The organism is Comamonas sp. AG1104 (genome assembly GCF_003350425.1).
GTDB classification, from domain to species: Bacteria; Pseudomonadota; Gammaproteobacteria; order Burkholderiales; family Burkholderiaceae_C; genus Comamonas; species Comamonas testosteroni.
Genome location: NZ_QQAS01000003.1, coordinates 185,375 through 204,075, shown reverse-complemented (window position 1 = coordinate 204,075; position 18,701 = coordinate 185,375). Strand labels below are relative to the sequence as shown.

Sequence of the window (18,701 nt, the reverse complement as noted above, 5' to 3'; positions counted from 1 at the left end):
GTGCGAAGCTAAGTGAATGGAGCGGAATGTTGTTCAGCCTGGTGGGGCAGCATTCCGCTCTTTTTTATGCGCAGCCCGAGACAAGTCAGGGCTTGCAGCTATCTCTACAATGCTCTCATGATTTCCCGCGAACCCACCATCGAACGCTTGGCCACGGCCCGTCAGTTGCTGCTTGAGCCCTTCGGCCTGGACGAAACCCATCTTGCGCGTGCGCTTGCCGAAATTCGCTCGCACCAGGTGGATGACGCCGATCTCTACTTCCAGTACACCCGCGCCGAGGGCTGGAGTCTGGAAGAAGGCATCGTCAAGACCGGCTCCTTCTCCATCGATCAGGGAGTAGGCGTTCGGGCGGTCAGCGGCGAGAAGACGGCTTTTGCCTATTCCGACGACATTTCCGAAGCCTCGCTGCTGGATGCCGCACGTACCGTGCGCTCCATCTCCAGCGCCACCCAGACGCGCCGCGTCAAGGCGGGTGCGCAGAAGATTGCACAAAGCCGTTCGCTCTATCCCGAACTGGACCCCATCAGCACGCTGGACAGCACGGCCAAGGTCGAGTTGCTGGGCAAGGTGGAAAAGCTGGCCCGCGCCAAGGATCCGCGCGTGGTGCAGGTCATGGCAGGCCTTGCCAGTGAATACGATGTGGTGCTGGTAGCCCGTGCGGACGGCACGCTGGCGGCGGACGTGCGCCCGCTGGTGCGCCTGTCTGTGACGGTGATCACCGAGCAAAAGGGTCGCCGTGAAGTCGGCTCTTCGGGCGGTGGCGGTCGCTTCGGTCTGGCCTATTTCAGCGACGAGCAGATCAGCCAGTACGTGGACGAGGCTGTGCATGCAGCCCTGGTCAACCTCGAATCGCGCCCTGCTCCGGCCGGCGTGATGACCGTGGTGCTGGGCTCGGGCTGGCCCGGCGTGCTGTTCCACGAGGCCGTGGGTCATGGACTGGAAGGTGACTTCAACCGCAAGGGCTCCAGCGCCTTCAGTGGCCGCATCGGTCAGCGCGTGGCCGCCAAGGGCGTGACCGTGCTGGACGACGGCACGATTGCCGATCGTCGTGGCTCTCTGAACGTCGACGACGAAGGCCATGTCAGCCAGAGCAATGTGCTGATCGAGGACGGCATTCTCAAGGGCTATATCCAGGACTCGATGAATGCGCGCCTGATGGGCGTCAAGCCCACAGGTAATGGCCGTCGCGAAAGCTATGCCCACATTCCCATGCCGCGCATGACCAACACCTATATGCTGGGCGGCGACAAGGATCCGCAGGAGATCATCGGCTCCATCAAGAAGGGCCTGTACGCCACCAACTTCGGTGGCGGCCAGGTGGACATCACCAGCGGCAAGTTCGTGTTCTCTGCCAGCGAAGCCTACTGGGTGGAAAACGGCAAGATCCAGTACCCCGTCAAGGGCGCGACCATCATCGGCAGCGGCCCGGAGTCGCTCAAGCACATCAGCATGATAGGCAACGACATGCGCCTGGACTCGGGCGTAGGCACCTGCGGCAAGGAAGGCCAGAGCGTGCCCGTGGGCGTGGGCCAGCCCACGCTGCGCATCGACGGCCTGACGGTCGGCGGCACGGCCTGACGGAAACCCCCGGCGGGTTTTCCCACCCAAAGCAAGACCCCGCTCTGCATGGCAGACCGGGGTCTTGTCGTTTCCGAGTGCGGCAATCGCCTGCCAGCAGGGTCTTTCAAGGGTGTTTTTGTGTTTGAGCGCGAATATTGTCGATTCGCTGAAAAATTGCATTCAATCTGGGTTTTTTGAAATATATATCAATAAAATTCAAAAAAAATAGAAAAAATGCAAAAAACTTGCGCTAAAGAAAATTATGAAAAATGCGCCATGTCAGAGGGAGAACCTGTTTTTGACAGAACTGCCGCGCCGGCCACAGATGTTGCAATGCAAAAGAGCTGTGCTACATTGAAAGACATGCAAACGCAACGCGCCTATTTCTTTTACTTTTGGTTCTCGCCCCCGGCGGCTGAGAGGTAAACGCGCGCACCCTGCAAACACCTCCCAAAGAACCGCCGAAGCTGCAAAGCCCGGCGGTTTTTTTTCACCCCTACGTTTCAGCACCCCCGGTTTTCAACGATCAAACACCTCACGAAAGATTGCCATGACTGCTCTGAACACTTCCGCCACTGATTCCTGGTATCGCGCCGGCTCTCCCAAGACAGGCCAGACCGACGACGCACGCATCAAGGAAATCACAGTGTTACCCCCTCCAGAGCACCTCATTCGCTTCTTCCCCATTCGCGGCACTGCCGTGGAGACGCTGATCAGCGACACTCGCCGCAGCATCCACAACATCATGCGTGCGCAAGATGACCGCCTGCTGGTCATCGTCGGCCCTTGTTCCATTCACGATCCGGCCGCTGCCCTGGACTACGCCCGCCGCCTGGCGGTCGTGCGCGAGCAGTACAAGGACACGCTGGAAGTGGTGATGCGCGTCTATTTCGAGAAGCCCCGCACCACCGTGGGCTGGAAGGGACTGATCAATGATCCCTACCTGGATCAGAGCTATCGCATCGACGAAGGCCTGCGAATTGCGCGCCAGCTCCTGATCGACATCAACCGTCTGGGTGTGCCTGCGGCCAGCGAATTTCTGGATGTGATCTCGCCCCAGTACATCGGTGATCTGATCAGCTGGGGCGCCATCGGTGCCCGCACCACGGAAAGCCAGGTGCACCGCGAACTGGCCTCGGGCATTTCGGCGCCGATTGGCTTCAAGAACGGCACGGACGGCAATATCCGCATTGCCACAGACGCGATTCAGTCGGCCAGCCGCGGCCACCACTTCCTGTCGGTGCACAAGAACGGCCAGGTCGCCATCGTGCACACGGGAGGCAACCAGGACTGCCACGTGATTCTGCGCGGCGGCAAGACCCCCAACTACGATGCCGCACATGTGGCGGCCGCCTGCCGGGATCTGGAGGCAGCTGGCCTCACACCTTCGCTGATGGTGGACTGCAGTCACGCCAACAGCAACAAGCAGCATGAGCGCCAGAAGGATGTGGCCCGTGATATCGCAGCTCAGATCGCTGGCGGCTCCAGCAGCGTGTTCGGCGTGATGATCGAAGGCCACCTGGTCGGCGGTGCACAGAAGTTCACGCCTGGCAAGGACGAAGTCTGCGATCTGACCTATGGCCAGAGCATTACCGATGCCTGCCTGGGCTGGGATGATTCCCTGGCAACGCTGCAAGAGCTGTCGCAGGCCGTGAGCCAGCGCCGCGCTGCTGCGCTCGCCAGCAAGCAGGAAGCTGAAGTGCTGGCCTGATCGACAGGGAGGGCATGAACGACGCAGGCCACAGGGCGTGTTCCCTGTGGCCTGTTTGCTTTTCCAGATGGAGTGGAGCGGGTTGTCTGCCGGCTCAGTGCTTGGTGTCTGGTGCCGGCTCCGGCGTCATATCGCAGCCGTTGAGCGTGGCATCGATGCGATTGAGAAGGCGCAGCAGATGTTGCTTGTCAAAGTCGGTGCGCTGCTGCCACTCGTGATCGGCCAGCGGATAGACATGGCTTTGGTGGGGGAGGCTGCCCTTGGCCTCGATCACGGCGCGCAGGCGCGGGATGAACACCCATTGCAGCCACTCGTGCAGCTTGAGCGTGTCATACATGAAGGGCGTGGTGGACTCCAGTGCCTTGGGGTCCGGGGCAACAGCAGACCAGAGCTTCTGGACTTGCAGTTCGGCCTCCAGCTGCAGCAGATGCTCGCGTATTTCTTGGTGGATGTTTTCAGCGGTCATGGTGATGGTTCCTGAAGGCATTGCAACGGCCTTGCAAACTGGCATTCGTCAAAGAGCTGCCTACTATGTGAGTCTTGTCATCGTGTTTTCAAGACAGGGCGCACCATGTCGATAACTGGCGGGTTACGAGACCGTAATGGCACTTGAAAAACACTGTTTTGACCTTATATTCATGCAAAGCGTGCAGATGATGCTATGAAATTTAATGATTTTGCATGGCTTTGCAGCCTATGTTCCCGTAACCACTGTGATGCTTGATGCAAGCCCTTGAGGCCTGCATTGTTTGCCGCAGCTGTTTGCAAACCGTCAGCTTGCAGCATCTTCAGCACCGCGGTCACCATTAAGCTGTGGCCACGACAACGAATGGTGCAAGAGTCACCAGGTCAGAGGAGATTTATGCGTAGTGAAGTAATCGTGGTTTTGGATGGCGACCGTGAATACCGGGTCGATACCCAGTCGCTGCCCCCCATAAGTTCGGATGAGGGCCGACGTTGGCTAGATCAGCAGTTTGTCTCGCTCGAATGCGAGCCTTTGCGGGCCACGGGCAAGGTGCTGCTGGCTGACAAGCTGGTGGTGGTTGCACGTGAGGCGCGCAATCGCCCCGAGCTGTTTGACAACGAAGACTGGCGCAACAGCTATGCCCTGGCAGCGCATGCTGTGCTGTCCAAGCCCTTGATCCGGGTGGATGTGCCGGCGATGTCGATTAGTTATTGACACCCCTGAGCCGCTTTGCGGCTTCCCCCTCTCTGCTTCGCGGAGGGGGCGACAGCCTAGCTGCGAGACGGCTCTTGTTTGCTGTCCCTATGTGGAGGCATGCCAGTTTTGAAGATCGCTGATGAAAATGCCCGCGTTGAGCGGGCATTTGCTTGTGTTCGAGGCTTATTTCAGCGCTTGCAGCAGCTTGGCGTGGATGCCGCCAAAGCCGCCGTTGCTCATGCAGACGATATGGTCACCAGGTTGGACGACGGCACTGATCTGCGCTATCAGGGTCTCGATATCACCCGCTACCTGAGCGCGCTGGCCGGCGCCTACGCCCATGGATTCCAGTGCTTCGGCGGCATCCCAGTCGAGGCCCGCAGTGTGGCAGAAGACCAGATCGGCGCTTTCCAGCGACCAGGGTAACTGGCTCTTCATGGTGCCCAGCTTCATGGTGTTGCTGCGAGGCTCGAACACTGCCAGGATGCGGGCCTCTGCCCCGAGCTTGCGGCGCAGGCCGTCCAGGGTGGTGCGGATGGCTGTGGGGTGGTGGGCGAAGTCGTCATAGACCTCGATGCCGTTCACGGTGCCGCGCAGCTCCATGCGACGCTTGACATTCTGAAAGCGCGACAGGGCTTCGCAAGCCGCCTCGGCACTGACGCCCAGATGGTCGGCGGCAGCGATGGCGGCCAATCCATTGAGCTGGTTGTGCACGCCAGTCAGGCTCCAGCGCAGTTGCGCCACCTGTTTTCCGCGGTGCAGCACGGCAAAGTCGCTGGGATCGCCATCGGCGCTGAAATCGCTGACAGCCGAGCCGAAGCTGCGCACTTCGCTCCAGCAGCCCTGGGCCAGCACGCGGGTCAGGCTTTCTTCCAGGCCATTGCTCACCACGCGGCCGGTTGACGGCACGGTGCGTATCAGGTGGTGGAACTGGCGCTCGATGGCAGCCAGATCGTCAAAGATGTCGGCGTGATCGAATTCCAGGTTGTTGAGCACGGCCGTGCGGGGGCGGTAGTGCACAAACTTGCTGCGTTTGTCGAAGAAGGCGGTGTCGTACTCATCGGCCTCGATCACAAACACGGGTTCGTCACCGACGGGGCCAGGGCCCGCGACGGGACGCTGGGCCGCACCGAGGCGGGCGGAGACGCCAAAGTCCAGCGGCACGCCGCCGACCAGGAAACCGGGTTGCAGACCCGCGCACTCCAGCACCCAGGTCAGCATGGATGTGGTGGTGGTCTTGCCGTGGGTGCCGGCCACGGCCAGCACATGGCGACCGCGCAGCACATGTTCGGCCAGCCATTGCGGGCCGCTGGTATAGGCGGCGCCGGTGTCCAGAATCGCTTCCATCAGCGGGAATTTGGGCGATCCGTCGGGCAGACGTTTGCGGCTGACGACGTTGCCGACCACATACATATCGGGCTTGAGCGCAATCTGGTCAGCGCCATAGCCCTCGATCAGTTCGATGCCCAGTTGGCGCAGCTGATCGCTCATCGGCGGGTAAACGCCGGAATCACAGCCCGTCACCTTGTGACCGGCTTCTCGTGCCAGGGCGGCCAGGCCCCCCATGAAGGTGCCGCAAATGCCCAGAATATGTATGTGCATGGCCGGGGATTCTACGTTTGCCTGCATGACCTGAAGGCGAGCCATGGCCCGCCTGGGTGCTGGCGGTAACCTTTCTTATCAAATTGATAGCTGGTTGCGCATGATTTATATGGATTTAAATGTGTTTTCACTTTCAGTTCGATACGAAGCGGGTGCTAGCAGCTATCAAAAGCTTGGTCTGTACGGTCCAGGTCAAAGCGCGGTCATTCATCTGGGTCACAATGCGTGCATGACCCGCCGCGCCTGCTGCTGCGGGCGTGATGAAATAGCGCTATGAGTTTGGATAACGTGACTGCTGAAATCGCTCAGACAGCGGCCCGCCTGGTGGTGGAGGAGGGCCTCGAATGGGGTCCTGCCAAGCAGCGAGCCGTGCGTCAGCTTGGCCTGCCCGGCCGCACGGCGCTGCCCGACAACGATCAGCTTGAAGAAGCGGTGCGTGAATATATAGAGCTGTTCTGCGGCGACACCCAGCCGCAGGAGTTGCAGGCACTGCGCGAGCTGGCCCTGCTCTGGATGGACAGGCTGCAGGAGTTTCGTCCGCATCTGGCTGGGGCGGTCTGGCGCGGTACGGCCACGCGGCTGTCGGATATCTATCTGCAGCTGTTCTGTGATGACCCCAAGTCTGCCGAAATAGCGCTCATCAACAATCATGTGCAATACGAGCCGAGCACGGTCACGGGCTTTCAGGGCAAGCCGGTCGAGGCGCTTTCCATTCATGCACTGTGCAAGCCGATCAATGAAACCGTGGGCGTGCATCTGCTGGTCTACGACCATGATGATATGCGCGGTGCCATGAAGCCCGACAGCCGTGGCCAAAGCCCGCGTGGCGACGCCAAAGCCTTGCGCAAGCTGCTGCAGGAGAGCTGAGATGAGTGAAAACACCCCTGAGAACAAGTCGACCAATGGCTCGCGCCGTCTGTGGCTGACCGGCGCGGTGGCCGCAGTGGCGGCCGGGGCCGGCGCCGGTGTGGCCTGGTGGCGCAGCCAGCCACAGGCCATGGGGCCTGGCGTCGAGGCACAGCTGTGGAGTCAGACGTTTGAAACCCCCGATGGCAAGCCTTTTGCCATGGCTGGTTTACAGGGCCGTCCCCTGCTGGTGAACTTCTGGGCCACCTGGTGCCCGCCCTGTGTCAAGGAGCTGCCCATGCTCAGCGAATTTGCGGTGCAGCAGGGCGCAAAAGGCATTCAGGTCGTGGGGTTGGCGGTCGACAAATCCGAAGCAGTGATGCGTTTTTTGCAGCGCCAGCCCGTGCAATTCCCGGTAGCCATCGCCATGCAAGGGGGATTGGGGCTGAGCAGAAGCCTGGGCAACTTGCAGGGGGGCTTGCCATTCACGGTTCTTTTTGATGCCAAGGGACAAGTGCGGCAACGTAAAATAGGCGAGCTTTCCAGCGAAGATCTGACAGATTGGAGCAAATAGAGCGAATGAACATTGCTCTTGTCGTCAGAAAAGTGTAGGTAACTAAATTCCATGGCGACGTTAGTGAAAAATATCTGCCAATGCACGCAGAAGGCCGAATTTGAGGTAAATTCGCGCCCTGTTTAGAATTACGTCGCTGGAGCTCCCATGGATTTGCGAAAACTCAAGACCCTTATTGATCTGGTGTCCGAATCGAATGTGTCGGAACTGGAGATCACCGAAGCAGAGGGCAAGGTCCGTATCGTCAAGAGCGAAGGTGTGGTCCACCAATACGTTGCTGCCCCCGTGCAGGCGGCTCCTGTGATGGCTGCCCCCTTGGCTGCCGCTCCCGTTGCCGCTGCTCCCGTGGCGGCCGCTGCCCCTGCTGCTGTAGAAGGTCATGTGGTCAAGTCGCCCATGGTCGGTACCTTCTACCGTGCCTCCAGCCCTGGCGCCAAGGCCTTTGTGGATGTGGGCAGCCAGGTCAAGGAAGGCGACACCATCTGCATCGTCGAAGCCATGAAGATCCTCAACGAGATCGAAGCCGACAAGACCGGCACCATTGTTCGCGTTCTGGGTGAAAACGGCCAGGCTGTGGAATACGGCCAGCCTCTGTTCGTGATCGAGTGATAGATCATGAGGCGTTGCATGCAGTTCGCATTGCAGCGCCGAGGTGCGCTAGCCACTGGCTGCGCGACTGAGTCATTGGCAGTGGTCTGTGCTGCGGCACAGGCACCAAGCTGCGAGGAACTTCATGTTTAAGAAAATTTTGGTTGCCAACCGGGGCGAGATCGCCCTGCGCATCCAGCGCGCTTGCCGTGAGCTGGGTATCAAGGCGGTGATGGTGTACTCCGAAGCCGATCGTGATGCCAAGTACGTCAAGCTGGCCGATGAGGCCGTGTGTATCGGTCCGGCTCCTTCCCCACTGTCCTACCTCAACATGCCGGCCATCATCTCGGCTGCCGAGGTGACCGATGCGGAAGCCATCCACCCCGGCTACGGCTTCCTGTCGGAGAACGCCGACTTTGCCGAGCGCGTGGAAAAGAGCGGCTTCACCTTTATCGGCCCGACGCCCGAGAACATCCGCACCATGGGTGACAAGGTGTCGGCCAAGCAAGCCATGATCAAGGCCGGCGTGCCTTGCGTGCCCGGCTCGGACGGCGAACTGCCCGACGATCCCGCACTCATCAAGCGCATTGCAAAGACTATCGGCTACCCCGTGATCATCAAGGCCTCGGGCGGCGGCGGCGGTCGCGGCATGCGTGTGGTGCACACCGAAGCTGCGCTGATCAATGCCGTGCAGATGACCAAGGCTGAAGCCGGCGCTGCTTTCGGCAATCCTGCCGTCTACATGGAAAAGTACCTGCAGAACCCACGTCACGTGGAGATCCAGGTGCTGGCCGATACGCACAAGAGTGCCGTGTATCTGGGCGAGCGCGACTGCTCCATGCAGCGTCGTCACCAGAAGGTGATCGAAGAAGCGCCGGCTCCCGGCATCCCCCGCCGTCTGATCGAGAAGATCGGCGAGCGCTGCGCTGCGGCCTGCAAGAAGATCGGCTATCGCGGTGCGGGTACCTTCGAGTTCCTGTACGAGAACGGCGAGTTCTACTTCATCGAGATGAACACCCGCGTGCAGGTGGAGCATCCCATCACCGAGCTGATCACGGGCATCGACATCGTGCGCACCCAGATCATGATCGCTGCCGGCGAGAAGCTGCCTTTCACCCAGCGCCAGGTCGAGTTCAAGGGGCACGCCATCGAGTGCCGTGTGAACGCTGAAGATCCGTACAAGTTCATCCCTTCGCCAGGTCGCATCTCCATGTGGCATGCTCCCGGAGGTCCTGGCGTACGTGTTGACACCCATGTGTACAACAATTACTTCGTGCCGCCCAACTATGACTCCATGATCGGCAAGATCATTGCCTATGGCGATACCCGCGAGCAGGCCATGGCCCGCATGCGCACGGCCTTGCTGGAGACCGTGGTGGAAGGCATCAAGACCAATATTCCGCTGCACCAGGATCTGATGGTCGACTCCAAGTTCATGGAAGGCGGCACCAACATCCACTATCTGGAAGAGTGGCTGACGCATCGCACGCCCAACAAGCGATGAGATCAGGAGCCTTGCTGCTCTGAGTTCCCATGCTGGCCTCTGGCAACGGAGGCCAGCATTTTCGTTTTTCAGGAAAGTACAAGTGCGTTCTCTCCATCAGGCCTGAGCTGGCATGGATGACGCAGTTGCTAGAAAGGATGGCCATGTTCGAGCTGAGCCTGCTGTGCCCCGAAGATCGGGTCGAAACCATTAGCGAAGCGCTGGATGCACTCGATGCATTGAGCGTGTCCGTAGAAGATGCCGATGCGCAGACCGAGGCCGAGCAGGCGCTGTTCGGCGAGCCTGGCATGCCCGCACCGAAGGAAGGCTGGAACCGCAGCCGCGTGATTGCCCTCTATCCCGACGAAGCTGCGGCCACCGAAGCGCGTGATCTGCTGCTGCCGCAGGACTTTTTTGAAGGCTGCAAGATTCTCGCCCTCAAGCCCGTTCCCGAGCAGGACTGGGTGCGCCTGACGCAGTCGCAGTTCGAGCCCGTGGATATCACGCCCGAGTTCTGGATCGTGCCCACCTGGCATGAACTGCCCGAGCAGGCCAAGGTCAGCATCCGTCTGGACCCTGGTCTGGCTTTTGGTACCGGCACCCACCCCACTACTCGCATGTGTCTGCGCTGGATTGCACGCCAGCCCGAGGGCTCCCTGGGGCGCACGCTGGACTATGGCTGTGGCTCGGGCATTTTGGCCATTGGTGCCGCCAAGTTCGGCGCGACCGATGTGGATGCGGTGGATATCGATCCCGCAGCCGTGGAATCGACCAACTACAACAGCAGCGCCAACCATGTGGAGATCAAGGCCGGTCTGCCCGATGCGGCTGGCGGCGAGTACCGGACCGTGCTGGCCAATATTCTGGCCACGCCGCTCAAGGTGCTGGCTCCGCTGCTGTGCGGCCGTGTGCAAGCTGGCGGCAATCTGGTGCTGGCCGGCATTCTGGAGCGCCAGGCCGATGAGCTGAAAGAGGCCTATGCGCCTTATCTCAAGCTTGAGGTGGCCGATAGCGAGGACGGCTGGATTCTCATGACCGCCCAGCGCGCGGCCTGATTGCGAGACAGACCCGCCGCCAGCAGGTGTGCGGGTGGTTGCTGCCTACAATGACATCTTGATGAGCCAAGTCACCCGTTGCCCCTCCTGTGGAACCCGCTTCAAAGTGGTTGCCGACCAGCTGCGCATCTCGCAGGGCTGGGTGCGCTGCGGGATGTGTCAGAGCGTCTTTGATGCCTCGCAGGATTTGCAGTCCGTGCCCGATGAGCTGCTGCAGCCGGAAGCTGCTGATGCGCCGCAGAAGCCGCCCGTGCAGGAGGCGCAGCCGACGCAGGCTGGCGAACGGGCGCCGGCTTGGCCGCAGCAGGAGGCCGCAGATTCTGCGCTGGCCGCTCCCGCCTTCGATGCGCAGAAGGCTGAGGCACCGCAGAAATCGGCTTCGGATTCGGTAGTCGCGGCAGCGACTGTTGCTCAGACCGGAGCAGCCACGCCGCCAGCAAAGCCTGCCGATGTGGCTTCCGAGCCAGAGCCTTTCGGGGCCATGCCCGGGATGGCGGATGGACAGTCCTCGTTTGTCGATCAGGCGCGTCCTCTGACTGAAGAGGATGCAGAGCCTGCTCAGCATGAACCTCATCCCGAGGTGAGGGAGCCGGAAGACAGGCTGGAAACCAGTGATATTCCCGCGCCCGCCGAGCCGGCGCTGGAGCCGGAGCTGCTGGTATCGCCGCCGCCAAGCGAGGCCCTGATGCCCGAGGCCGCGCAGGACCTCGAGGATGAGGCCAAGGCCGTCTCCAAAGAGGCGCTGCTGCACGCCGATATCGGCGATATACAACCTGCCAGGGACCGGGCGCAGGCCGTCACGGATTCGGATCAGGATGAGGCTGTTGCCATTGCAGGCGATGAGCCGGGCTTTGTGCGCGAGGCCCGCCGGCAGGCGTTCTGGCACTCGGCAGGAATGCGTGTGGCGCTGGTTCTTGGCTCGCTGGTGGCTGTTGCCGGTGTCGTCGGACAGCATGCCTGGCAGCAGCGTGATGTGCTGGCTGCGCAATATCCGGCGCTGGCCCCTGTGCTGGCCAAGGCCTGCAGTCTGGCGGGTTGCGAGCTGCAGGCCCGCCGCGCGATTGCCGATGTGGTGATCAGTGGCTCGGGCTTCAAGCAGCTTGCCGATGCCCGTCAGTACCAGTGGAGCCTGACCCTGGAGAATCGCTCCGATGTGCCGGTGGCCATGCCCATGGCCGAGCTGACCCTGACCGATGCACAGGACAGGCCTTTGCTGCGCCGGGTCATCGACCTGAAGCCTCTGGGTGCCCCGCAGCAGCTGCAAGCCCGTCAGGAGTGGAGCGTCAACGTGCCTGTGCAAGTGCAAGTGCAGGATCTTGGCGCTGCCGTGGCGGGTTACCGGGCACTGGTTTTTTACCCCTAATACGGCTTGTGCCAATGCGGATCAGGCAAGGTGTCTCGTCAGCAGAAACGCCCGTTGTACATCTTTGTTGGCGCAAGCCCCCCTTCATTCATTTCTGAAAGAGAACGCACCATGGCCGCTTTGATCTGCGGGTCGCTGGCATTCGACAACATCATGACCTTTGAAGGTCGTTTCGTAGACCAGATTCTTCCCGACCAGCTGCACATACTGAATGTATCGTTTCTGGTGCCCACGCTGCGCCGCGACTTTGGTGGCTGTGCCGGCAATATTGCCTATAGCCTGAAGCTGCTCGGCGGCGATGCGCAGCCCATGGCCATGGTGGGCAGCGATGGTGCGGATTATGTGCAGCGCTTCAAGGAGCTGGGTATTGAGACCCGTCATGTGGGTCAGCTGCAGAGCACGCATACGGCGCAGTGCATGATCATGACCGATCATGACAACAACCAGATCACTGCCTTCCATCCAGGCGCCATGATGCAGGCGCATGAGAACCGCATCACTGCCGACATGGCTGCCGAGGTCAAGGTCGGCATCATTGCTCCCGATGGCCGCCAGGCCATGATCGAGCACGCCGCCCAGTTCAAGGCTGCAGGCATTCCTTTTGTGTTCGATCCGGGTCAGGGCCTGCCCATGTTCAACGGCGATGAACTCAAGGCCTTTATCGAGCAGGCCGACTGGGTGGCGGTGAATGACTATGAAGGCAAGATGCTCAGCGAGCGCACGGGCCTGAGCTTTGACGAGATCTCGCGCAAGGTGCGCGGTCTGGTCGTGACCCTGGGTGCCGAAGGCTGCGAAGTCTGGCAGCAGGGTGAGAAGACACTGGTTGCTCCGGTCAAGCCCGCTGCCGTGGTCGACCCCACGGGTTGCGGCGATGCCTGGCGCGGTGCCTTCCTGTTTGGTCTGGAGCGTGGTTGGGACCTGGTGCGTTGCGCCGAACTGGGCAACCGCTTGGGGGCGCTGAAGATTGCGCAACGCGGCCCGCAGAACTATCAGCTGGACTTCCAGCCCTGATGCGATGTCAGTGCCCTGAGGGTACTGATCGCGGTGCATGTAAAAAAGCCCGGCTCTCGCAGGAGAGCTCGGGCTTTTTTATGGCGTGCAGGTCAGCGAACCGATCAGGGCTTGTTACCTGTGGGGAAGGGCCAGGCGGCTTGAGGTGCCAGGCGGGTCTGTGCCACGGGTGCAGCGGTTTCGGTCACTGCGGCAGGAGCGGGTGCTGCTGCAGCCTTCTTGGGAGCGGCGGCCTTGGCAGCGGTTGCAGCCTTCTTGGGTGCAGCCTTTGCAGGAGCGGCGGCCTTGGCAGCAGTTGCAGCCTTCTTGGGGGCAGCGGCCTTGGCAGCAGTTGCAGCCTTCTTGGGCGCAGCGGCCTTGGCAGTAGTTGCAGCCTTCTTGGGGGCAGCGGCCTTGGCAGCAGTTGCAGCCTTCTTGGGGGCAGCCTTTGCAGGAGCAGCGGCCTTGGCAGCGGTTGCAGCCTTCTTGGGGGCAGCCTTCGCAGGAGCAGCGGCCTTGGCAGCGGTTGCAGCCTTCTTGGGGGCAGCCTTTGCAGGAGCAGCGGCCTTGGCGGCGGTTGCAGCCTTCTTGGGCGCGGCCTTTGCAGGAGCAGCGGCCTTGGCAGCGGTTGCAGCCTTCTTGGGCGCGGCCTTTGCAGGAGCAGCGGCCTTGGCAGCAGTTGCAGCCTTCTTAGTTGCAGCCTTTGCAGGAGCAGCGGCCTTGGCAGTGGTTGCAGCCTTCTTGGGTGCAGCCTTGGCAGGAGCAGCGGCCTTGGCAGTGGTTGCAGCCTTCTTGGGTGCAGCCTTGGCAGGAGCAGCGGCCTTGGCAGCGGTTGCAGCCTTCTTGGGTGCAGCCTTTGCAGGAGCGGCGGCCTTGGCAGCGGTTGCAGCCTTCTTGGGAGCAGCCTTTGCAGGAGCAGCGGCCTTGGCAGCGGTTGCAGCCTTCTTGGGTGCAGCCTTTGCAGGAGCAGCAGCCTTGGGAGCTGCGGTCTTGGTTGCAGCCTTCTTGGGCGCAGCCTTTGCAGGAGCAGCAGCCTTGGGGGCTGCGGTCTTGGTTGCAGCCTTCTTGGGTGCAGCCTTTGCAGGAGCAGCGGCCTTGGGGGCTGCGGTCTTGGTTGCAGCTGCCTTCTTCACAGCTTCAGCCTTGGGCGCGGCCGCCTTCTTGGCAGGTGTCTTTTTCTCGGTTGTGGCCTTGGCGGCCGTCTTCTTCGCAGTTGCCATCATTTTCTCCTTCGTTGATTTGCATAAGACGTCCGGCTCTTTGCAGTGCCGGACGATTCAAAGCGATGTGGAGTTACGCATCGCTAGGAACACAAATTTGCTTCACGCCAAAAATCTCAGTTTTTTGTAGCAATGAAGTGAAGCAAGTCATGACTCGCATTGTGCCTGCTTAGAAGCAATTAATCCCAAGAAAGTGCGCCTCCGGTCTGATACTCGATCACTCGTGTCTCAAAGAAGTTACGTTCTTTCTTCAAATCGATCATTTCGCTCATCCAGGGGAAGGGATTTTCTTCACCGGGGAATAGCTCTTCGAGACCGATCTGCGTGGCACGACGGTTGGCGATGTAGCGCAGATAGCCCTTGAACATGGATGCATTCATGCCCAGCACGCCGCGTGGCATGGTGTCCTCGGCATAGCGATATTCAAGCTCCACGGCCTTCTGGAACAGCTCCGTGATTTCCTGCTTGAACTCGGCTGTCCACAGATGCGGATTCTCGAGCTTGAGCTGGTTGATCAGATCGATGCCGAAGTTGCAGTGCATGGACTCGTCGCGCAGGATGTACTGGTACTGCTCGGCAGCGCCCGTCATCTTGTTCTGGCGGCCCAGGGCCAGGATCTGCGTGAAGCCCACGTAGAAGAACAGACCCTCCATCAGGCAGGCAAAGACGATCAGCGACTTCAGCAGAGTCTGGTCGGTTTCGGGCGTGCCGGTGTTGAAGTTGGGGTCCATGATCGCTTCGATGAAGGGGATCAGGAACTCGTCCTTGTCGCGGATGGATTGGACTTCGTTGTAGGCGTTGAAGATTTCCGATTCATCCAGGCCCAGCGATTCCACGATGTACTGGTAGGCGTGAGTGTGGATGGCTTCCTCGAAGGCCTGACGCAGCAGGAACTGGCGGCACTCGGGCGCCGTGATGTGGCGGTAGGTGCCCAGCACGATGTTGTTGGCGGCCAGCGAATCGGCCGTCACAAAGAAGCCCAGATTGCGCTTGACGATGCGACGCTCGTCTTCGGTCAGACCGTTGGGGTCCTTCCACAGCGCGATGTCGCGCGTCATGTTCACTTCCTGCGGCATCCAGTGGTTGGCGCAGGTGGCCAGATACTTTTCCCAGGCCCACTTGTACTTGAAGGGAACCAGCTGGTTCACGTCGGTCTTGGCGTTGATGATGCGCTTGTCAGCGGCATTCACGCGCTTGTGGGTGCTGGTGGACGCGCCGGCTTCTGCGCTGGTGGCGGAAGGGGCAAAGGTGTCGTCGTCAAAGCTCAGCATGAGTTATTCCTTTAAGGGAAAAAGCTGGGCGCAGTGCAATCGACATCCAGCTTTTCAATCATTTATTTATCGAGTGGCGCCACTCAAATACTGGCGCACTCTAAAGCGAGAGACACCGAGGAAGCGCCGCCGCGCACCGAGGGTGTCGTCCCCCTCCCGTAAAGCGAGAGAGGGGGAAGGCGCGGGGGCCGCCTAGGCCAAGCGCCTCAGGGGGTGTTGCCAGTTATTGGCACGCCTCGCAGCCTGGATCGTCAATCGCGCAGAACTTGATGTCCGTGGCGGGTGCCTGGGCACGGGCAGCGGCGGCAGCGGCTTCCAGTGCGCTGACCGCAGGCTTGGCTGCAGGAGCCGCCGAAGCGGCAGGAGCGCCGGAGGACACTGCGTTCAGCACACGGCTTTGCACGGTGGACTTCTCGATATTGGTCGCGCTGGTGGTGCGCAGATAGTAGGTGGTCTTCAGACCGCGCAGCCAGGCCAGCATGTAGGTGTCGTGCAGCTTCTTGCCCGATGCACCGGCCATGTAGATGTTCAGGCTCTGGGCCTGGTCGATCCACTTCTGGCGGCGCGAGGCGGCTTCCACCAGCCATTCGGGCGAGACTTCGAACGCGGTGGCGTAGAGGTTCTTGATCTCTTGGGGCACGCGGTCGATGGCGCGCAGCGAGCCGTCGAAATGCTTGAGGTCCATGACCATCACGTCGTCCCACAGGCCTAGACGCTTGAGGTCGCGCACCAGGTACTGGTTGATGACGGTGAATTCGCCCGACAGATTGGACTTCACGGACAGGTTGCCGAACGAAGGCTCGATCGAGGCATCCACACCCACGATGTTGGAGATGGTGGCGGTGGGCGCAATGGCCACGCAGTTGGAGTTGCGCATGCCGTCCTTGGCGATCTTGGCGCGCAGGGCATCCCAGTCCAGCTTGGCGGAGCGGTCCACTTCCACATAGCCGCCGCGGGCCTTTTCCAGCAGCTTCAGGGTGTCGGGAGGCAGGATGCCCTGATCCCACAGCGAGCCCTTGAAGGTGGAGTAAGTGCCGCGTTCCTTGGACAGCTCGGTCGATGCCCAGTAAGCGTAGTAGCAGATCGCTTCCATGGCTTCGTCGGCGAACTCGACGGCGCCCTGGCTGGCGTAGGCGGTGCGCATTTCATACAGCGCGTCCTGGAAGCCCATCAGGCCCATGCCCACGGGGCGGTGGCGCAGATTGGAGTCCTTGGCCTTTTGCACGGCGTAGTAGTTGATGTCGATCACGTTGTCCAGCATGCGCATGGCCGTGTTCACGGTCTTGCGCAGCTTGTCGTGGTCGATCTTGCCGTCCTTGATGTGCTGGACCAGGTTCACCGAGCCCAGGTTGCAGACTGCGGTTTCTGTGTCGCTGGTGTTGAGCGTGATCTCGGTGCACAGATTGGACGAGTGCACCACACCCACGTGCTGCTGGGGCGAGCGGATGTTGCAGGGGTCCTTGAAGGTGATCCAGGGATGGCCGGTCTCGAACAGCATCGAGAGCATCTTGCGCCACAGATCCACGGCAGGCACGCGCTTGAACAGCTTGAGCTCGCCGCTGTCGGTCTTGGCTTCATAGGCGGTGTAGGCCTTCTCGAAGGCTTCGCCGTACAGGTCGTGCAGATCGGGGGCGTCGGCGGGCGAGAACAGGGTCCACTGGCCTGCTTCCATCACGCGCTTCATGAACAGGTCGGGAATCCAGTTCGCCGTGTTCATGTCGTGGGTGCGGCGGCGGTCGTCGCCGGTGTTCTTGCGCAGCTCCAGGAACTCTTCGATGTCCAGGTGCCAGGATTCCAGATAGGTACAGACCGCGCCCTTGCGCTTGCCGCCCTGGTTCACGGCGACGGCCGTGTCGTTGACCACCTTGAGGAAGGGGACCACGCCTTGCGATTCGCCGTTGGTGCCCTTGATGCGCGAGCCCAGGGCACGCACACGGGTCCAGTCATTGCCCAGGCCGCCGGCAAACTTGGACAGCAGAGCGTTTTCCTTGATGGATTCGTAGATGCCGTCCAGATCGTCGGGCACGGTGGTCAGGTAGCAGGACGACAGTTGCGAGCGCAGCGTGCCGCTGTTGAACAGCGTGGGAGTGGACGACATGAAGTCGAAGGACGACAGCAGCTCGTAGAACTCGATGGCGCGGGCGTTGCGGTCGGGCTCGTTCAGCGCCAGGCCCATGGCCACGCGCATGAAAAAGGACTGGGGCAGCTCGATGCGGGTCTTGCGCACGTGCAGGAAGTAGCGGTCGTACAGGGTCTGCAGACCGAGGTAGTCGAACTGCTCGTCGCGCTCGGCCTTCAGGGCCTTGGCCAGACGGGGCAGGTCGTAGTTCAGCAGCTCGGGGTTGAGCAGCTCGTTGTCCACGCCCTTTTGTACAAAGCCGGGGAAGTAGTCGGCATAGGCGGCCTGCATTTCTGCGGGCTGCACGTCGCGGCCCATGACTTCGCGCACGATGGTGTGCAGCAGCAGGCGGGCGGTGACGTAGGTGTAGTCGGGGTCTTTTTCGATCAGCGTACGGGCGGCCAGGATGGATGCCTTGTAGACCTCGGCCAGAGGCACGCCGTCGTACAGATTTCGCAGGGTCTCGGCCACGATGGGTGCGGACTGAATGTCGGCATTCAGATTGCGGCAGGAAGCGACGATCAGGGCCTCCAGGCGCTCCTGGTCCAGCGGCACGCGCTGGCCGTTGTCGGTCACATGCAGCACGGGCTTGGCGGCGGCAGCGGCGGCCACTTCGGCGACCTTCTTCTGCTCGGCACGTTCCTGGTTGCGGCGCTCGCGATACAGCACATAGGCGCGGGCCACGTCCTGGTGACCGGCGCGCATCAGGCCCAGTTCGACCTGGTCCTGCACATCTTCGATATGGAAGGTGCCGCCATCGGGGCGCGAGCGCACCAGTGCGCGCACCACGCCGTCGGTGAGTTCGTTGACGGTGTCGCGCACGCTGGCGGAAGCCGCGCCTTGCGCGCCGCGCACGGCCAGGAAAGCCTTGGTCAGGGCCACGGCAATCTTCTGGGGCGCGAAAGCCACCACATCGCCGCTGCGGCGGATGATCTGATAGCTGTCATTGGGGGAGGAAGAATTGGCTGCACCGGCAGGTGCGGCAGAAGGCAGTGAGTTCAACGCTTCTTGCATAAGTTCCTCTGAGTCAGTATGTGGATAGGCAGACAAAGGCCTGCACTGCTGGCAGGCCATCAAAAACACGATTCGGCGCCTCGGTTTACACATGGTTTGCACAGGGTGTGCACAACTTGTAAACACTAGATATGGGGTCTAAG

Annotated in this window: 16 protein-coding genes; 11 read left to right on the top strand and 5 right to left on the bottom strand. The window is 61.1% G+C overall.

Features of this window, described 5'->3' with window-relative positions:
- Nucleotides 1-117: 117 nt before the first annotated feature.
- Entirely contained in the window at nucleotides 118-1,578 is a 1,461-nt protein-coding gene (gene tldD / locus DFO48_RS09440; RefSeq protein WP_114863216.1) for a metalloprotease TldD, read from the top strand.
- A 532-nt stretch (nucleotides 1,579-2,110) separates the two neighbouring features.
- Nucleotides 2,111-3,271 carry a 3-deoxy-7-phosphoheptulonate synthase gene (locus DFO48_RS09435; RefSeq protein ID WP_114863215.1) on the top strand — a complete coding sequence of 387 codons (1,161 nt, stop codon included), beginning with the start codon at nucleotides 2,111-2,113 and terminating at the stop codon, nucleotides 3,269-3,271.
- Nucleotides 3,272-3,365: 94 nt separating this feature from the next.
- On the opposite strand, the gene DFO48_RS09430 is transcribed toward DFO48_RS09435, so the two are convergent.
- Nucleotides 3,366-3,737, bottom strand: coding sequence for a YqcC family protein (locus DFO48_RS09430; protein ID WP_114863504.1), 372 nt, complete (start codon nucleotides 3,735-3,737; stop codon nucleotides 3,366-3,368).
- A 396-nt stretch (nucleotides 3,738-4,133) separates the two neighbouring features.
- On the opposite strand from DFO48_RS09430, the gene DFO48_RS09425 reads away from it, so the two are divergent.
- Nucleotides 4,134-4,451, top strand: coding sequence for a hypothetical protein (locus tag DFO48_RS09425; RefSeq protein WP_034350152.1), 318 nt, complete (start codon nucleotides 4,134-4,136; stop codon nucleotides 4,449-4,451).
- 165 nt (nucleotides 4,452-4,616) lie between these two features.
- Here DFO48_RS09425 and mpl read toward each other — a convergent pair whose 3' ends face one another.
- Nucleotides 4,617-6,035, bottom strand: coding sequence for a UDP-N-acetylmuramate:L-alanyl-gamma-D-glutamyl-meso-diaminopimelate ligase (gene mpl, locus DFO48_RS09420; protein ID WP_114863503.1), 1,419 nt, complete (start codon nucleotides 6,033-6,035; stop codon nucleotides 4,617-4,619).
- Between the two features lie 43 nt (nucleotides 6,036-6,078).
- On the opposite strand from mpl, the gene DFO48_RS25135 reads away from it, so the two are divergent.
- The 8 genes from DFO48_RS25135 (at nucleotide 6,079) to DFO48_RS09385 (ending at nucleotide 12,955) form a co-directional block, all read left to right on the top strand.
- Nucleotides 6,079-6,312, top strand: a complete 234-nt coding sequence (locus tag DFO48_RS25135) for a hypothetical protein (RefSeq protein ID WP_138983871.1) — start codon at nucleotides 6,079-6,081, stop codon at nucleotides 6,310-6,312.
- The gene (locus tag DFO48_RS09415; protein WP_003081089.1) at nucleotides 6,309-6,902 is read left to right on the top strand and encodes a hypothetical protein; all 594 of its coding nucleotides are present in this window, start codon (nucleotides 6,309-6,311) and stop codon (nucleotides 6,900-6,902) included. The genes DFO48_RS25135 and DFO48_RS09415 overlap by 4 nt, the downstream gene beginning before the upstream one ends.
- Before the next feature lies 1 nt (nucleotide 6,903).
- A complete protein-coding gene (locus DFO48_RS09410) occupies nucleotides 6,904-7,455 on the top strand; it encodes a TlpA disulfide reductase family protein (protein ID WP_114863214.1) in 552 nt (183 codons plus the stop codon).
- Nucleotides 7,456-7,602: 147 nt separating this feature from the next.
- Nucleotides 7,603-8,064 carry an acetyl-CoA carboxylase biotin carboxyl carrier protein gene (gene accB / locus DFO48_RS09405; protein WP_003081085.1) on the top strand — a complete coding sequence of 154 codons (462 nt, stop codon included), beginning with the start codon at nucleotides 7,603-7,605 and terminating at the stop codon, nucleotides 8,062-8,064.
- 124 nt (nucleotides 8,065-8,188) lie between these two features.
- Nucleotides 8,189-9,547 (top strand): acetyl-CoA carboxylase biotin carboxylase subunit, encoded by a 1,359-nt coding sequence (gene accC, locus DFO48_RS09400; protein ID WP_003081083.1) that lies wholly within the window; start codon nucleotides 8,189-8,191, stop codon nucleotides 9,545-9,547.
- A 143-nt stretch (nucleotides 9,548-9,690) separates the two neighbouring features.
- Entirely contained in the window at nucleotides 9,691-10,581 is an 891-nt protein-coding gene (gene prmA / locus DFO48_RS09395) for a 50S ribosomal protein L11 methyltransferase (protein ID WP_003081081.1), read from the top strand.
- Between the two features lie 61 nt (nucleotides 10,582-10,642).
- Complete coding sequence (locus DFO48_RS09390) at nucleotides 10,643-11,944, top strand: DUF3426 domain-containing protein (protein ID WP_114863502.1); 1,302 nt, start codon at nucleotides 10,643-10,645, stop codon at nucleotides 11,942-11,944.
- A gap of 111 nt (nucleotides 11,945-12,055) precedes the next feature.
- Nucleotides 12,056-12,955, top strand: a complete 900-nt coding sequence (locus tag DFO48_RS09385) for a carbohydrate kinase family protein (protein ID WP_003081078.1) — start codon at nucleotides 12,056-12,058, stop codon at nucleotides 12,953-12,955.
- A 104-nt stretch (nucleotides 12,956-13,059) separates the two neighbouring features.
- Here DFO48_RS09385 and DFO48_RS09380 read toward each other — a convergent pair whose 3' ends face one another.
- The 3 genes from DFO48_RS09380 to DFO48_RS09370 all read right to left on the bottom strand — a co-directional run bounded on the left by DFO48_RS09380 (nucleotide 13,060) and on the right by DFO48_RS09370 (nucleotide 18,558).
- Nucleotides 13,060-14,154: a hypothetical protein gene (locus tag DFO48_RS09380; RefSeq protein ID WP_114863501.1), complete on the bottom strand. Its 1,095-nt coding sequence runs from the start codon at nucleotides 14,152-14,154 to the stop codon at nucleotides 13,060-13,062.
- A gap of 179 nt (nucleotides 14,155-14,333) precedes the next feature.
- Complete coding sequence (locus tag DFO48_RS09375) at nucleotides 14,334-15,425, bottom strand: ribonucleotide-diphosphate reductase subunit beta (RefSeq protein WP_003075222.1); 1,092 nt, start codon at nucleotides 15,423-15,425, stop codon at nucleotides 14,334-14,336.
- A gap of 223 nt (nucleotides 15,426-15,648) precedes the next feature.
- Complete coding sequence (locus DFO48_RS09370) at nucleotides 15,649-18,558, bottom strand: ribonucleoside-diphosphate reductase subunit alpha (protein ID WP_003075224.1); 2,910 nt, start codon at nucleotides 18,556-18,558, stop codon at nucleotides 15,649-15,651.
- Nucleotides 18,559-18,701: the final 143 nt, after the last annotated feature.

Excerpts from the sequence above, each read along its gene's own strand:
- tldD (WP_114863216.1), top strand. The coding sequence starts at position 118 with ATGATTTCCCGCGAACCCACCATCGAACGCTTGGCCACGGCCCGTCAG.
- DFO48_RS09435 (WP_114863215.1), top strand. The coding sequence starts at position 2,111 with ATGACTGCTCTGAACACTTCCGCCACTGATTCCTGGTATCGCGCCGGC.
- DFO48_RS09430 (WP_114863504.1), bottom strand. The coding sequence starts at position 3,737 with ATGACCGCTGAAAACATCCACCAAGAAATACGCGAGCATCTGCTGCAG.
- DFO48_RS09425 (WP_034350152.1), top strand. The coding sequence starts at position 4,134 with ATGCGTAGTGAAGTAATCGTGGTTTTGGATGGCGACCGTGAATACCGG.
- mpl (WP_114863503.1), bottom strand. The coding sequence starts at position 6,035 with ATGCACATACATATTCTGGGCATTTGCGGCACCTTCATGGGGGGCCTG.
- DFO48_RS25135 (WP_138983871.1), top strand. The coding sequence starts at position 6,079 with ATGGCCCGCCTGGGTGCTGGCGGTAACCTTTCTTATCAAATTGATAGC.
- DFO48_RS09415 (WP_003081089.1), top strand. The coding sequence starts at position 6,309 with ATGAGTTTGGATAACGTGACTGCTGAAATCGCTCAGACAGCGGCCCGC.
- DFO48_RS09410 (WP_114863214.1), top strand. The coding sequence starts at position 6,904 with ATGAGTGAAAACACCCCTGAGAACAAGTCGACCAATGGCTCGCGCCGT.
- accB (WP_003081085.1), top strand. The coding sequence starts at position 7,603 with ATGGATTTGCGAAAACTCAAGACCCTTATTGATCTGGTGTCCGAATCG.
- accC (WP_003081083.1), top strand. The coding sequence starts at position 8,189 with ATGTTTAAGAAAATTTTGGTTGCCAACCGGGGCGAGATCGCCCTGCGC.
- prmA (WP_003081081.1), top strand. The coding sequence starts at position 9,691 with ATGTTCGAGCTGAGCCTGCTGTGCCCCGAAGATCGGGTCGAAACCATT.
- DFO48_RS09390 (WP_114863502.1), top strand. The coding sequence starts at position 10,643 with ATGAGCCAAGTCACCCGTTGCCCCTCCTGTGGAACCCGCTTCAAAGTG.
- DFO48_RS09385 (WP_003081078.1), top strand. The coding sequence starts at position 12,056 with ATGGCCGCTTTGATCTGCGGGTCGCTGGCATTCGACAACATCATGACC.
- DFO48_RS09380 (WP_114863501.1), bottom strand. The coding sequence starts at position 14,154 with ATGGCAACTGCGAAGAAGACGGCCGCCAAGGCCACAACCGAGAAAAAG.
- DFO48_RS09375 (WP_003075222.1), bottom strand. The coding sequence starts at position 15,425 with ATGCTGAGCTTTGACGACGACACCTTTGCCCCTTCCGCCACCAGCGCA.
- DFO48_RS09370 (WP_003075224.1), bottom strand. The coding sequence starts at position 18,558 with ATGCAAGAAGCGTTGAACTCACTGCCTTCTGCCGCACCTGCCGGTGCA.